The sequence below is a fragment of the Caballeronia sp. LjRoot31 genome, from assembly GCF_964253885.1.
In the GTDB taxonomy this organism is placed as follows: domain Bacteria; phylum Pseudomonadota; class Gammaproteobacteria; order Burkholderiales; family Burkholderiaceae; genus Caballeronia.
The window spans coordinates 596,130-608,880 of record NZ_CAXURX020000001.1; the positions used below are offsets into that span (position 1 = coordinate 596,130).

A 12,751-nucleotide genomic window follows, 5' to 3' on the forward strand; every position below is an offset into this window, starting at 1 on the left:
CTTATGACCAAGCCAACCCAGCCAACCCAGCCAACCCGGCAGCAGCGAACTGGAACCTTTTTTCAGCCATCAGGAGATAGATCATGACGATTCGCGTTGCAATCAACGGCTACGGCCGGATCGGCCGCAATACGCTGCGCGCCTTGTATGAAAACGGCAAGAAGCACGACATCGAGATTGTTGCCATCAATGACCTCGGCGACGCCAACACGAACGCGCACCTGACGCAGTACGACACGGCGCACGGCAAGTTCCCCGGCGTTGTGTCGGTGGATGGTGACTACCTCGTGGTCAACGGCGACCGGATTCGCGTACTGGCCACCCGCAATCCGGGCGAATTGCCGTGGGGCGAGCTGAACGTGGACGTCGTGATGGAATGCACTGGCTTCTTCACAACGAAGGAAAAGGCCAGCGCGCACATCAAGGCTGGCGCGAAAAAGGTCATCATCTCGGCGCCGGGCGGTAAAGATGTCGACGCAACCATTGTCTATGGCGTGAATCATCACGTGCTGAAGGCGTCGGATACGGTGATCTCGAACGCATCGTGCACAACGAACTGTCTCGCGCCGCTGGTCAAGCCGCTCAACGACAAGATCGGCCTGGTGAACGGCCTGATGACGACTATCCATGCGTACACAAACGACCAGGTCCTGACGGACGTGTATCACGAGGATTTGCGTCGCGCGCGCTCGGCCACGCATAGCCAGATCCCGACGAAGACGGGTGCTGCGTCGGCGGTGGGCCTGGTGTTGCCGGAACTGAACGGCAAGCTGGACGGTTACGCTATTCGCGTGCCGACCATCAATGTGTCGATCGTGGATCTGTCGTTTATCGCTGCACGCGACACGACCGTGGACGAAGTGAATTCGATCATGAAGGAAGCATCGGAAGGCTCGTTGAAGGGCATTCTGGGCTACAACACCGCGCCGCTGGTGTCGATCGACTTCAACCACAACCCGGCTTCATCCACGTTCGACGCGACGCTCACGAAGGTGTCGGGCCGTCTGGTGAAGGTATCAAGCTGGTACGACAACGAGTGGGGCTTCTCGAACCGCATGCTGGACACGGCCGTAGCACTGGCTAATGCAAAGTAAAAGCCGCAAATTAACGCGGTGAAATCAAGCTGAAAAAAAAGCCGCCGGTTTGCAAGAACCGGCGGCTTTTTTACACGTTGCGCACTGAACCACACGCACGAACGGTTAATTGAAATCAGTTCTTTCGGTGTGGACACTGCTCCTTCGTACACGTGCCATACAGTGCAAGCGCGTGTTCGTGCAGCTTGAAGCCGCGTTCCTTCGCGATATCCTGTTGACGGCTTTCGATTTCAGCGTCGAAGAACTCTTCCACCCTGCCGCAGTCCAGACACACCAGATGGTCATGATGGGTCCCTTCGTTGAGCTCGAACACGGCTTTGCCCGACTCGAAATTACTGCGCGTCAGCAGGCCGGCTTGCTCGAACTGCGTAAGCACGCGGTACACGGTGGCGAGACCGATGTCGAGTTCTTCGTGCAACAGGTTTCTATACACGTCTTCTGCAGTCAGGTGACGCACAGGACTATGCTGGAAAATCTCAAGGATCTTGAGCCGGGGCAAGGTTGCCTTCAGCCCGATATTTTTCAGATCGGCGGGATTGGTCATCGCTAGGCATCCCTAGAGTACAATTCAAGGTTCTCATAGTAATGCGTTTTTACCGTTCCGGTCACCATCCGAACGAAATGGCGCGATCTCCGAAAGACTCCGAAACTTCTTGCGCCCCCACGGGCGATGGGTCAGGCGAAGGGTGAAATGAAGGGTGAAATGTTTCTAAAATCTTTATTGAATAGCCGGGAGAGCCGTCGTATGCGCGGAACCTTGATCGCTGCCGCCACTATGACCGTCCTGGCTGGTTGTTCCGCTTACGATAGCGTTACGCAAAGCATCGCGCAGCGCATCACACCGTACCGGATCACGGTTGTGCAGGGGAACTTCGTTTCAGCGGAAGCGGCGAGCCAGATGAAGGTCGGCCTGACGCGCGACCAGGTGAAGACGCTGCTCGGCACGCCGTTGCTGGCGGACATGTTCCATGCGGATCGTTGGGACTACGTCTTCTACTTCAAGCGCGGTTCCACGTCGGTCGTGCAGCAGCGTGATTTCGTCGTGTTGTTCGCGGGCGATCACGTAGCTAGCTGGTCGGGCGGCGAGGGGTTGCCGTCGAATCTCGAATTGCTTGCCGAAATTGACGGCGACAAGGGCCGCAAGCTCACCGCCGCTACGGCTGCGGCCACGGCCGTTTCAGCCAGCGGCGCCAGCGCAACGGACGCAGCTGCTGCAGCGGGTACGTCCGCTAGCGGCGCAGCGGTCGCGGGAACGGCGAGTGCGTCGGGCGTCCAGCCGGATGCATCGAATGCGTCGAACGCATTTGCCGGCGACGCCAACCAGCAAGCCGCTCAAGCTGCCAATCGCGCGACCGACGCCGTGCAGGCACCCACGGGCCGCACCCGCTCGTCGGCCATGCCGACCGTGCCGGGCAACCCGGGATTGCCGCCGAACGTCAGCGCGGCAGGCAACTCGCAGATCCAGCTGCAACGTCGTCCGAATACGATCACGATCCCGGACAGCACTGCTGTGGGTCCGCAAGGCACGTCGCCTGCCCCGGCGAACACGAGCAACGGTTTAGGCGCGTCCTCCGTGCCGGCAACGACTACCAACTAAGCAGAACGGCGGGCCGACGTACGTTGCCCGCCTGCTTTGTCTGGTTTCGTCGAGACCTGTCCTGTTCGGGCGGCCGTGTGCCATGCGGCCGCCGTATCTGTCGTATCGCTGCCATGCTTCTGACTTCATCGCCCCAACTCACGCGAGACACGCCATGAAAATCGCCATTGCCGGCGCATTGGGCCGCATGGGCCGCATGCTCATAGAAACCGTTCTCAAGGACGCCAACGCCACGCTGGCCGGTGCGCTCGACAGAACCGGATCGCCGCAACTCGGCCAGGACGCGGGCGCGTTCCTCGGGCAAGAGACGGGCATTTTGCTGACTGACAATATTGAGCAGGTTTTCGCCAACGCGGACCTGCTGATCGACTTCACGCGTCCCGAAGGCACGCTCGTGCATCTGGAAGCGGCGTTGCGGCATAACGTGAAAATGGTGATCGGTACCACCGGTTTCAGCGATGAGCAGAAAGTCCGCTTGCGTGCGGCCGGCGAAACAATCGGGATCGTGTTCGCACCGAACATGAGCGTGGGCGTGAACGTGACGCTCAAGCTGCTCGAATTCGCGGCAAAGCATTTTGCCGAAGGTTACGACATCGAGATCATCGAGGCGCATCACCGGCACAAGGTTGACGCGCCCTCGGGCACCGCGCTTGCAATGGGTGAAACCATCGCGCACGCGCTCGGCCGCGAGTTGAAGGATTGCGCCGTGTACGGCCGCGAAGGGGTGACGGGGGAACGCGACCCATCGACCATCGGTTTCGCTGCGATTCGCGGCGGCGACATTGTCGGCGATCACACCGTGTTGTTCGCGGGCATTGGCGAGCGGGTCGAGATCACGCACAAGTCGTCCAACCGCCTGTCTTACGCGCAGGGCTCGTTGCGCGCCGCCCACTTTCTTGCGGGCCGCGAGCGCGGTTTCTTCGATATGCAAGACGTGCTTGGTTTGCGCTGAGCCTGATTCTGAGCTGATTCTGAGCCACCCAAACCCGGGGTTCTTGTCCGATGGCTACAACCGGCATCATCCATTACCTGCAGAGCAGCGACGGCATCACACATGGCGTCGCGGGCGTGCTTCTGGCCATGTCGGTGGCGAGCTGGTGTTTTCTCATCGTGAAGGCGTGGGTTTTGGTGCGCGCGAAGCGTCAGGGGCCGCGCGCCGTGCAGCGTTTCTGGCAGGCGCCGACGCTGGCCGAGGGCATCTCGGAATTGCGAAAAGTGGATCGGGAGCGCGTGTATCTGCCGCTCGCGGTTGCTGCGTGGCGAGCCACGGAAGCAGAAATGCCGGGGGCGCTGATCGCGCATGTGGAGCCCGGCGAGCGGGTGTTGCGCGCGTTGCGGCATGCGTTGCTGGCGTCTCAGCGGCGGCTTGAGTTCGGGCAGGTTTTGCTGGCGTCGGTGGGGAGTACGGCGCCGTTCGTCGGCTTGCTGGGCACCGTGTGGGGCATTTATCACGCGCTCGGAAGTATTGCGGCGAGCGGACAGGTGATGATCGAGAACGTAGCCGGCCCGGTCGGCGAGGCGCTCATCATGACCGCGTTCGGGCTGGTCGTGGCAATCCCCGCCGTGCTCGCGTACAACGTGCTGGGGCGGCTCGTGCGGCAGATATCGGAAGAACTCGACGGTTTCGCACACGACCTGCACGCCTATACAAGCGGTGTGGCGCCGCGCCGCGTCAAGAGCGCGCCCGTCGTTCAAGACCACGCGATTTAAGACGTCGCGGTATTCAGACCTGACCCTTCAAGACCACGCATCCGGACGAGCACATCATGGCATTCGGCGGACTGGACAAGAAATCGAACGGCGCGCCAATGGCGGAGATCAACATGACGCCGTTGATCGACGTCATGCTGGTGCTGCTGGTGATTTTCATCATCACGGCGCCGTTGTTCACGCATGCTATCCGGCTTGATTTGCCGAAGGTCGCGTCGCAAGCCGCGCACGAGACGCCGGACACGATCACGCTTTCCATCGATGCCACCGGCAAGCTCTACTGGAACGACAAGCCGATCACGCTCGAGCAGATGCGAAGCCAGTTCGCGGCTGAAGGTAAACGCGCAACGCCGCCGGAGATTCACTTGCGGGCGTCGAAGGAAACGCGCTACGACGTGATCGCGCAGGTGATGGGGGCGGCGCAGGGCGCGGGGCTGAACAAGATCGGCTTCGTGACGGATCAGGTGAAGCCGGCGCATTAGCACCTGGACGAGTGACGCTCCAAAGCCAAACGGACGCAGAGCCCGCGACTGCAGTGCTTCGCCGGGATAAAAGTCCCATGCGCGACGCAAGCCCAAGGCGCAGGAACGCACACTGCCGGAACCTTCTGCCCCAACGGTATAATCGCGTTTTGGCCGCGCGGGCGCGCCCAACCGGGGTTGGAATAGCGCCAGGCAGCGGCCCGAGGGGCTGCGATCCTGGCAAAGCCCGGGCAGAATCCGGGCAGAACCCGCAACCGACGCCAGCCGAGCACCGCCGCCAGGCAGTACTGCCGCAACGCCGAAAGGCAAAACCGCCAAAAACCACACCATGCAAGATAAATACGTACCCGCCGACGTCGAATCCGCAGCGCAAAGCGACTGGCGCGCGAAAGATGTCTACCGGGCGACCGAAATCAGCGACAAGCCCAAGTTCTATTGCGTCTCCATGCTGCCGTACCCGTCGGGCAAGTTGCACATGGGCCACGTGCGCAACTACACCATCAACGACGTCATGTACCGCTTCCTGCGCATGAACGGCCACAACGTGCTCATGCCGATGGGCTGGGACGCGTTCGGCATGCCCGCGGAAAACGCCGCGATGGCGAACAACGTGCCGCCGGCGAAGTGGACTTACGACAACATCGACTACATGAAGAAGCAGATGCAGTCGATGGGGCTGGCTATCGACTGGTCGCGTGAAATTGCGTCGTGCAAGCCCGAGTACTACAAATGGAACCAGTGGCTCTTCCTGAAGATGCTGGAAAAGGGCATCGCGTATAAAAAGACCGGGACAGTGAACTGGGACCCGGAAGACCAGACCGTGCTCGCCAATGAGCAGGTGATCGACGGGCGCGGCTGGCGCTCGGGCGCGCTGGTGGAAAAGCGCGAAATCCCGATGTACTACATGCGCATCACGGATTACGCGGATCAGTTGCTCGGCGACCTGGAAGGTCTCGGCTGGCCCGAGCGCGTGAAGGTGATGCAGCAGAACTGGATCGGCAAGAGCTTCGGCGTGAATTTCGGCTTCCCGTACGAGATCGACGGCGAAAGCAAATTGCTGCGCGTGTTCACCACGCGCGCCGACACCATCATGGGCGTGACCTTCGCTGCCGTTGCTGCTGAACATCCGCTCGCCACGCGCCTTGCTCGCGATAACGCGGGTTTGCAAGCGTTCATAGAAGAATGCAAACGCGGCGGCGTGGCTGAAGCCGACGTCGCGACGATGGAAAAGAAGGGCATGCCGACCGGCTTCTTCGTCACGCATCCGCTGACGCAGGAAAAGGTCGAAGTGTGGATTGGCAACTACGTGCTGATGAGCTACGGCGAAGGCGCCGTGATGGGCGTGCCGGCGCACGACGAACGCGATTTCGCGTTCGCGAAGAAATACGCGCTGCCGATCAAGCAAGTGGTCGCGGTGCAAGACAAGACCTACAGCACGGACGCCTGGGAAGAGTGGTACGGCGAGAAGGGCGTGGGCACGCTGATCAACAGTGGCAAGTACGACGGCCTCACCTTCGAAGACGCGACCAGCGCAATCGCGGCCGACCTGAAAGCGCAAAATCTCGGCGATAAACAAATCACGTGGCGTCTGCGCGACTGGGGCATTTCCCGCCAGCGCTACTGGGGCACGCCGATCCCGATCATCCATTGCGCGACTTGCGGCGACGTGCCGGTGCCGGAAGCCGATCTGCCGGTCGTGTTGCCGGAAGACCTGGTGCCGGACGGCACGGGCAATCCGCTCGCGAAGTCCGAAGCCTTCGTCAATTGCACGTGTCCGAAGTGTGGCGCGCCGGCGAAGCGCGAGACGGACACCATGGACACGTTCGTCGATTCAGCCTGGTATTTCTCGCGTTATGCCGCGCCGGACGCCACGTCGATGGTCGACGAACGCACCGATTACTGGATGCCGATGGATCAGTACATCGGCGGGATCGAGCATGCGATTCTTCACCTGTTGTATTCGCGTTTCTGGACCAAGGTCATGCGCGACCTGGGCTTGGTGAAGTTCGGCGAGCCGGCGAAGAACCTGCTCACGCAGGGCATGGTGCTGAACGAAACCTATTTCCGCGAAGACGCGGCGGGCAAGAAGACGTGGATCAACCCCGTCGACGTAACCGTCACGCACGACGACAAAGGCCGCCCGGTCGGCGCGGTGCTGAACGCCGATGGCAAGCCGGTGGTGATCGGCGGCGTGGAGAAGATGTCGAAGTCGAAGAACAACGGTGTTGATCCGCAATTGCTGATCGATGCCTACGGAGCCGACACCGCGCGTCTCTTCGTCATGTTTGCCGCGCCGCCGGAGCAGTCGCTCGAGTGGTCGGGCACGGGCGTGGAAGGCGCGAGCCGCTTCTTGCGCCGCGTATGGCAACTCGCGCATGGCCGTGCCACTGTCCTTAAAACACATGCCAAGCTCGATTCATCGAAGTTCAACGACTCCGATCGCACGCTGCGTCGCGAGATATACACCATCCTGAAGCAGGCCGATTTCGACTACGGCCGCTTGCAGTACAACACGGTGGTATCGGCGGCCATGAAGATGCTGAATGCCGTGGATAGCGCGAAGGACGCAACGCCCGCCGTGCTGACCGAAACCTTCGGCGTATTGCTGCGTGTGCTGTATCCGGTCGTGCCGCATATCACGTTCCAGTTGTGGCAGGAACTCGGTTACGCCAATTTGCATGGCGGTTTGCTCGACGCATCCTGGCCGAAAGTGGATGAAGCCGCGCTTGAACAAGCTGAAATCGAGCTGGTCTTGCAGGTCAACGGCAAGGTGCGTGGTTCGCTGATCATGGCGAAAGATGCGTCGCGCGAGGACATCGAAAAGGCGGCGGTCGCCCATGAGATGTTCGCGAAGTTTTCGGAAGGGCGCACGCCGAAGAAGGTCGTCGTGGTGCCGGGCCGGCTGGTGAACGTGGTCGTATGAGCCGGAGATCGCGCGCCATGAAAATCCTGGAGGACGTTGTGAGCAGGAAAGCTGTCAGCTTGAATTCGACCAACACGATGACGAAGCGCGCGATCAGCCGGCGCTCGATCCTGACGCTGGCGTGCAGCGCGGTGCTGCTGTCCGCCTGCGGCTTCCAGTTGCGCGGGCAGCAGGACTACGCGTTCAAGCGGCTCGCCATTAGCGGCGGCACGCCGGAAATGCTTGGACGCCTCCAGCGAGTAGTGGAAGGCGGCAGCGACACCGTGATCGTCAAGGTGTCGGAAAAGCCCGACGCCATCCTTTCGCTGACCGGCGGCAACGGCATGAAGACCTTGAGTCTGAATGCACAAGGCGTCGTGCAGGAGTACGAACTCGACTACAACCTGAATTATTCGATGGTGGGCGCCGACGGTACCTTGCTGATTCCGCCGAGCGTGATTTCGTTGAACCGGGCGCTGACATATAGCGATCAGTTCACGTTGGCGAAGGGTATTGAAGCGCAGACGCTGTATCGCGACATGCAGTTCGACGCTGTGGACCAGTTGACGCGCCGGCTTGCCGTCGTGCGTTCCCTGCATCCGGCGCCGAGCGAGGCTTTGCCGGGCATCGCGCCGCGTGCGCCGTTGCCTGTGCCGCCGCTCTAAGCGCCGGAACGTCACGAAAAACCATGCAACTTCGACTCGACGCGCTCGACGCGCACCTCGCGAAAGGCCTGAAAGGCTTGTACGTTGTCTATGGCGACGAGCATCTGCTCGCGCAGGAAGCGTGCGACAAGATTCGCGCGGCGGCCCGGGCGCAGGGTTTCACGGATCGTTCGGTGTTTGTCGTCGACCGTTATTTCGACTGGAGTTCGCTGCTGGGCGCGAGCCAGTCGATGTCGCTCTTCGGCGATCGCCAACTGGTCGAGTTGCGCATTCCCACCGGCAAGCCCGGCAAGGAAGGCGGCGAGGCGTTGAAAACCCTGGCCGCCGCCGATAACCCCGACGTCCTCACGCTTATCACCTTGCCGCGGCTCGATGCCGCCACGCAAAAGTCCGCGTGGTTCACAGCGCTGAGCGGGCCGGGCGTGATGATGAAGATCGATCCGGTCGAGCGTGCGCAGTTGCCCATGTGGATCGGCCAGCGGCTGAGCGCGCAAAACCAGCGCGTGGCGCCGGGCGAGGACGGACGGCGGGCGCTGGTGTTTATCGCGGAACGGGTGGAGGGCAATCTGCTTGCCGCGCATCAGGAAATCCTGAAGCTTGGGCTTCTGCATCCCGCAGGCGTGCTGACGTTCGAACAGATCCATGACGCGGTGCTCAACGTCGCACGCTATGACGTGTTCAAGCTCAACGAAGCCATGCTGACCGGCGACGTCGGCCGCCTGACGCGCATGCTCGACGGCCTGAAGGGCGAGGGCGAAGCCGGCACGCTCGTGATATGGGCGCTGGTGGAAGAAATCCGCACGCTGCTGCGGATGAAACGCGGCGTTGCGGCGGGAAAGCCGCTCGCCACGCTGCTACGAGAAAACCGCGTGTGGGGACCGCGCGAGCGGTTGATCGGCCCCGCGCTCTCGCGCGTGAGCGAAGCGGCGCTTGAAAAGGCGTTGTCGCTGGCGGCGAAGCTGGACAGGCAGGTGAAGGGATTATCCGGCGGTGGCGGTCCGCGAGGCAGCGCAAACCCGGGCGATCCGCCGCCCGATCCGTGGGACGGCATGTTCGAACTCGCGATGACCGTCGCGTCGTCGGGCGGTCCGCTGCACGGCAAGCCGCTCGCAGCCGCGCCGGCTACCAAGCGCCCAGCCTGACAACGGCTTAAAATCGGTTGCTGGCACGCCGTCCGATCTGACAGCCTCGCCACATCAAGCGTCGAACGAACCAAGAGAATGACGATGACCAACATCGACGAATACATGACCGACCTCGGCCGCCGCGCGCGCCAGGCTTCACGCGCGATGGCGCGCGCGTCGACGGCTGCGAAAAACGCCGCACTCAACGCGGTCGCCGACGCGATAGAACGCGAGCGCGCCACGTTGAAGGACGCGAATGCGCGAGATCTCGCCCACGCTCGCGACAAAGGCCATGACGCCGCGTTCATCGACCGCCTGACGCTTTCCGAGAAAGCGCTGAATACGATGATCGAAGGCTTGCGGCAAGTCGCCGCGCTGGCTGACCCTATCGGTGAAATCAGCGGGTTGAAATTTCGGCCGAGCGGGATTCAGGTCGGCCAGATGCGCGTGCCGCTGGGCGTGATCGGGATCATTTATGAATCGCGTCCGAATGTGACCATCGACGCAGCCGCGCTTTGCCTCAAATCCGGCAACGCGACCATTCTGCGTGGCGGTTCCGAGGCGCTGGAATGCAATACGGTGCTGGCGAAATTGATTGGTGAAGGGCTGGAAGCGGCCGGCTTGCCGCAGGACGCGGTGCAGGTCGTGGCGACGGCGGATCGCGCGGCGGTGGGCAAGCTGATCACCATGACCGATTACGTCGATGTCATCGTGCCGCGTGGCGGCAAGGGCCTGATCGCGCGATTGATGGAAGAAGCCCGAGTGCCGATGATCAAGCACCTCGATGGCATCTGCCACGTCTACGTGGACGACCGCGCGGATCTCAACAAGGCGCTCAACGTGTGCGACAACGCCAAGACGCATCGCTACGGCACCTGCAACACCATGGAAACGCTGCTGGTGGCGCGCGGCATCGCGGCTCAGGCGCTGCCGGTGCTGGCAAAGGCGTTCCAGGCAAAAGAGGTGGAACTGCGCGTGGATGCCGCGGCGCGCGCCGTGCTGAACGAGGCAAAATTCAGCGGCCCGCTCGTGGACGCCACCGAAGCCGACTGGAGCACCGAATATCTCGGCCCCATCCTGTCGATCAAGCTGGTGAACGACCTTGACGAAGCCATCGATCACATCAACACCTATAGCTCGCATCACACGGATGCGATCGTCACGGAAGACCACGACCGTGCGATGCGTTTCCTGCGTGAAGTCGATTCGGCGAGCGTGATGGTGAACGCCTCAACGCGTTTCGCCGATGGTTTCGAGTTTGGCCTGGGTGCCGAAATTGGCATCTCGAACGACAAACTGCATGCGCGCGGCCCGGTTGGACTGGACGGACTCACATCGTTGAAATACGTGGTGCTGGGCCACGGCGAAATACGCCAATAAATCGAGAAAATGCTTCCGATGCTCTGGATCAAATCGCTGCACATAGTATTAGTGGCTTCGTGGTTCGCCGGCCTGTTCTACCTGCCGCGAATTTTCGTCAATCTCGCGTCGGAAACCGACGCGGCAGCTACGCGGCGACTGCTGCAGATGGCGCGCAAGCTGTTCCGCTTCATGACGTTTATCGCTGTGCCGGCGCTGGCGTGCGGCTTGTGGCTGCTGCTGGTAATGGGAATCGGGCGCGGGCAGGGATGGATGCACGCCAAGCTGGGCATTGTCGCGCTGGTGATTATTTATCACGCTTATTGCGGGGTTTTGCTCGGGCGGTTTCAACGTGGCGAAAATAAACGTTCGCACAAGTGGTACAGGCTGTTTAACGAGTTTCCCATCCTCGGGCTGCTCGGTGCGACGCTTTTGGTGGTGATCAAGCCGTTCTAAATCGCGTTACCGCATGGTCACGTCAAGCGGTGCACGTGTTGCCACGCTTGATTCGCTTCAGAAAGAATCTGTTTCACCAGGTCAGCCGACGTCTCCACGATCGCGTATTCATCCTGTCCCGGACCGCCCATTTTTACCCGTTCATTGCGATAGCGCATGCCACTGGGGAAGGGCGCGCGTCCGGAGGTGTGGTACTCGATGCAACCGGTTTGCGCGACCAGTTGCGCAATATTGTTCACCCGCACGCCCGCGCCCGGCATGATCACCAGGCGCTCGCCGGCGGCCTCACGCAGCTTGCTGATGAGCGCAGCACCTTCCGGTGCACTGGTTTCCTGTCCGGAGGTGAGGAGGCGGTTGCAGCCTGTGGAAATGATGTCTTCCAGCGCTTCAAACGGATCACGCGCTACGTCAAACGCCCGGTGAAACGTGACCGGCATGGACGCAGCCAGTTCCACCAGATGCCGGGTACGGGTCACATCGATATCACCCTCGGCGGTGAGCAACCCGATCACCACGCCGTCGACGTCGAGCTGTTTGCAGGCGAGGATATCTCGCTCCATCACGTCAAACTCGACATTTGAATATAGAAAGTCACCACCGCGTGGGCGGATGATGACGTTCAACTGTATCTGCAGTTTTTCGCGCGCGCTGGCGATCGCGCCATATGAAGGGGTAGTGCCCCCTTCCAGCAAGTTGTCGCAAAACTCGACACGGCTCGCGCCGCCTTCTTGCGCCGCCAGGCACGAGGTAACCGAACCCGCGCAGATTTCGAGCACGACAGGGGAGGTGGACATGGAGGGGTTTCCTCATTGAGACATAGCCTCGCAGCTTAAAGCACGCCAACCCGGGCATCGTCCTGCTTGTGCTTATTTCTCACGCTTATTGCGGTGTTTTGCCCGGGCGGTTTAACGAGGCGAAAATAAGCATTCTCACAAGTGGCACAGAATGTTTAACGAATTTCCCGTCCCCGGATTTGCTGGTGCGACGCTTCTTGTTGTTATGACGCCATTTTAATCATCGTTACGTTCTGCTTCGTTAATCAAAATGCCGGCCCGCGTGCCGGCATTTTTGCGTCTGGCCATCCCGTCCGAATTCCCCATCGCTATTCGTTTAAGTAGGCGTAAGCCGCTGATTTTTCAGCTCATGTTCACGAACAACTCAAGAGTTCGGCATCCGTTTAATTAGGACCATTCTCATGGTTCTCTGAGCCTCCGACGACGAGAATCAACTCATCGCATTAAGTCAGTGCGCTGAGCAGCAATTACGGATTCCCTTCGCTGTTTGTATTTAGGACGCTTCTTATTTTCGGTGTCCGAGCCCGTGCAGATAATGCATCCGCTGAAATAAATGCATCCCGCGACG

At 60.9% G+C, this 12,751-nt stretch carries 12 protein-coding genes; 10 read left to right on the forward strand and 2 right to left on the reverse strand.

Annotated features, from left to right (window positions below):
* Positions 1–83 precede the first annotated feature (83 nt).
* The gene (gene gap, locus ACSQ8V_RS02575) at positions 84–1,094 is read left to right on the forward strand and encodes a type I glyceraldehyde-3-phosphate dehydrogenase (RefSeq protein WP_213768527.1); all 1,011 of its coding nucleotides are present in this window, start codon (positions 84–86) and stop codon (positions 1,092–1,094) included.
* Between the two features lie 115 nt (positions 1,095–1,209).
* On the opposite strand, the gene fur is transcribed toward gap, so the two are convergent.
* The gene (fur, locus tag ACSQ8V_RS02580) at positions 1,210–1,638 is read right to left on the reverse strand and encodes a ferric iron uptake transcriptional regulator (RefSeq protein WP_213768526.1); all 429 of its coding nucleotides are present in this window, start codon (positions 1,636–1,638) and stop codon (positions 1,210–1,212) included.
* 201 nt (positions 1,639–1,839) lie between these two features.
* On the opposite strand from fur, the gene ACSQ8V_RS02585 reads away from it, so the two are divergent.
* From ACSQ8V_RS02585 to ACSQ8V_RS02625, 9 genes are all read left to right on the forward strand, one after another.
* Positions 1,840–2,691, forward strand: a complete 852-nt coding sequence (locus ACSQ8V_RS02585; protein WP_213768525.1) for an outer membrane protein assembly factor BamE — start codon at positions 1,840–1,842, stop codon at positions 2,689–2,691.
* Between the two features lie 154 nt (positions 2,692–2,845).
* Positions 2,846–3,643 carry a 4-hydroxy-tetrahydrodipicolinate reductase gene (dapB, locus tag ACSQ8V_RS02590; RefSeq protein WP_436204798.1) on the forward strand — a complete coding sequence of 266 codons (798 nt, stop codon included), beginning with the start codon at positions 2,846–2,848 and terminating at the stop codon, positions 3,641–3,643.
* Between the two features lie 50 nt (positions 3,644–3,693).
* Positions 3,694–4,401 carry a MotA/TolQ/ExbB proton channel family protein gene (locus ACSQ8V_RS02595; protein WP_436204799.1) on the forward strand — a complete coding sequence of 236 codons (708 nt, stop codon included), beginning with the start codon at positions 3,694–3,696 and terminating at the stop codon, positions 4,399–4,401.
* A 56-nt stretch (positions 4,402–4,457) separates the two neighbouring features.
* Complete coding sequence (locus ACSQ8V_RS02600) at positions 4,458–4,883, forward strand: ExbD/TolR family protein (RefSeq protein WP_436204800.1); 426 nt, start codon at positions 4,458–4,460, stop codon at positions 4,881–4,883.
* A gap of 328 nt (positions 4,884–5,211) precedes the next feature.
* Positions 5,212–7,806 carry a leucine--tRNA ligase gene (gene leuS, locus ACSQ8V_RS02605; RefSeq protein ID WP_436204801.1) on the forward strand — a complete coding sequence of 865 codons (2,595 nt, stop codon included), beginning with the start codon at positions 5,212–5,214 and terminating at the stop codon, positions 7,804–7,806.
* A gap of 92 nt (positions 7,807–7,898) precedes the next feature.
* Positions 7,899–8,450, forward strand: coding sequence for an LPS-assembly lipoprotein LptE (locus tag ACSQ8V_RS02610; RefSeq protein ID WP_213768537.1), 552 nt, complete (start codon positions 7,899–7,901; stop codon positions 8,448–8,450).
* A gap of 23 nt (positions 8,451–8,473) precedes the next feature.
* On the forward strand, positions 8,474–9,592 hold the full coding sequence (gene holA / locus ACSQ8V_RS02615; protein WP_436204802.1) for a DNA polymerase III subunit delta: 1,119 nt from the start codon (positions 8,474–8,476) through the stop codon (positions 9,590–9,592).
* A gap of 84 nt (positions 9,593–9,676) precedes the next feature.
* Positions 9,677–10,954, forward strand: coding sequence for a glutamate-5-semialdehyde dehydrogenase (locus ACSQ8V_RS02620; RefSeq protein ID WP_436204803.1), 1,278 nt, complete (start codon positions 9,677–9,679; stop codon positions 10,952–10,954).
* Between the two features lie 18 nt (positions 10,955–10,972).
* Positions 10,973–11,389, forward strand: coding sequence for a CopD family protein (locus ACSQ8V_RS02625; RefSeq protein WP_213768518.1), 417 nt, complete (start codon positions 10,973–10,975; stop codon positions 11,387–11,389).
* 17 nt (positions 11,390–11,406) lie between these two features.
* Here the strand turns inward: ACSQ8V_RS02625 and ACSQ8V_RS02630 are convergent, their stop codons facing one another.
* Positions 11,407–12,183, reverse strand: a complete 777-nt coding sequence (locus tag ACSQ8V_RS02630; protein WP_436204804.1) for a copper homeostasis protein CutC — start codon at positions 12,181–12,183, stop codon at positions 11,407–11,409.
* Positions 12,184–12,751 lie beyond the last annotated feature (568 nt).

Coding starts and splice junctions, on each gene's coding strand:
- dapB (WP_436204798.1), top strand. CDS start 2,846: ATGAAAATCGCCATTGCCGGCGCATTGGGCCGCATGGGCCGCATGCTC.
- fur (WP_213768526.1), bottom strand. CDS start 1,638: ATGACCAATCCCGCCGATCTGAAAAATATCGGGCTGAAGGCAACCTTG.
- holA (WP_436204802.1), top strand. CDS start 8,474: ATGCAACTTCGACTCGACGCGCTCGACGCGCACCTCGCGAAAGGCCTG.
- ACSQ8V_RS02620 (WP_436204803.1), top strand. CDS start 9,677: ATGACCAACATCGACGAATACATGACCGACCTCGGCCGCCGCGCGCGC.
- ACSQ8V_RS02595 (WP_436204799.1), top strand. CDS start 3,694: ATGGCTACAACCGGCATCATCCATTACCTGCAGAGCAGCGACGGCATC.
- ACSQ8V_RS02625 (WP_213768518.1), top strand. CDS start 10,973: ATGCTCTGGATCAAATCGCTGCACATAGTATTAGTGGCTTCGTGGTTC.
- ACSQ8V_RS02630 (WP_436204804.1), bottom strand. CDS start 12,183: ATGTCCACCTCCCCTGTCGTGCTCGAAATCTGCGCGGGTTCGGTTACC.
- ACSQ8V_RS02600 (WP_436204800.1), top strand. CDS start 4,458: ATGGCATTCGGCGGACTGGACAAGAAATCGAACGGCGCGCCAATGGCG.
- leuS (WP_436204801.1), top strand. CDS start 5,212: ATGCAAGATAAATACGTACCCGCCGACGTCGAATCCGCAGCGCAAAGC.
- gap (WP_213768527.1), top strand. CDS start 84: ATGACGATTCGCGTTGCAATCAACGGCTACGGCCGGATCGGCCGCAAT.
- ACSQ8V_RS02585 (WP_213768525.1), top strand. CDS start 1,840: ATGCGCGGAACCTTGATCGCTGCCGCCACTATGACCGTCCTGGCTGGT.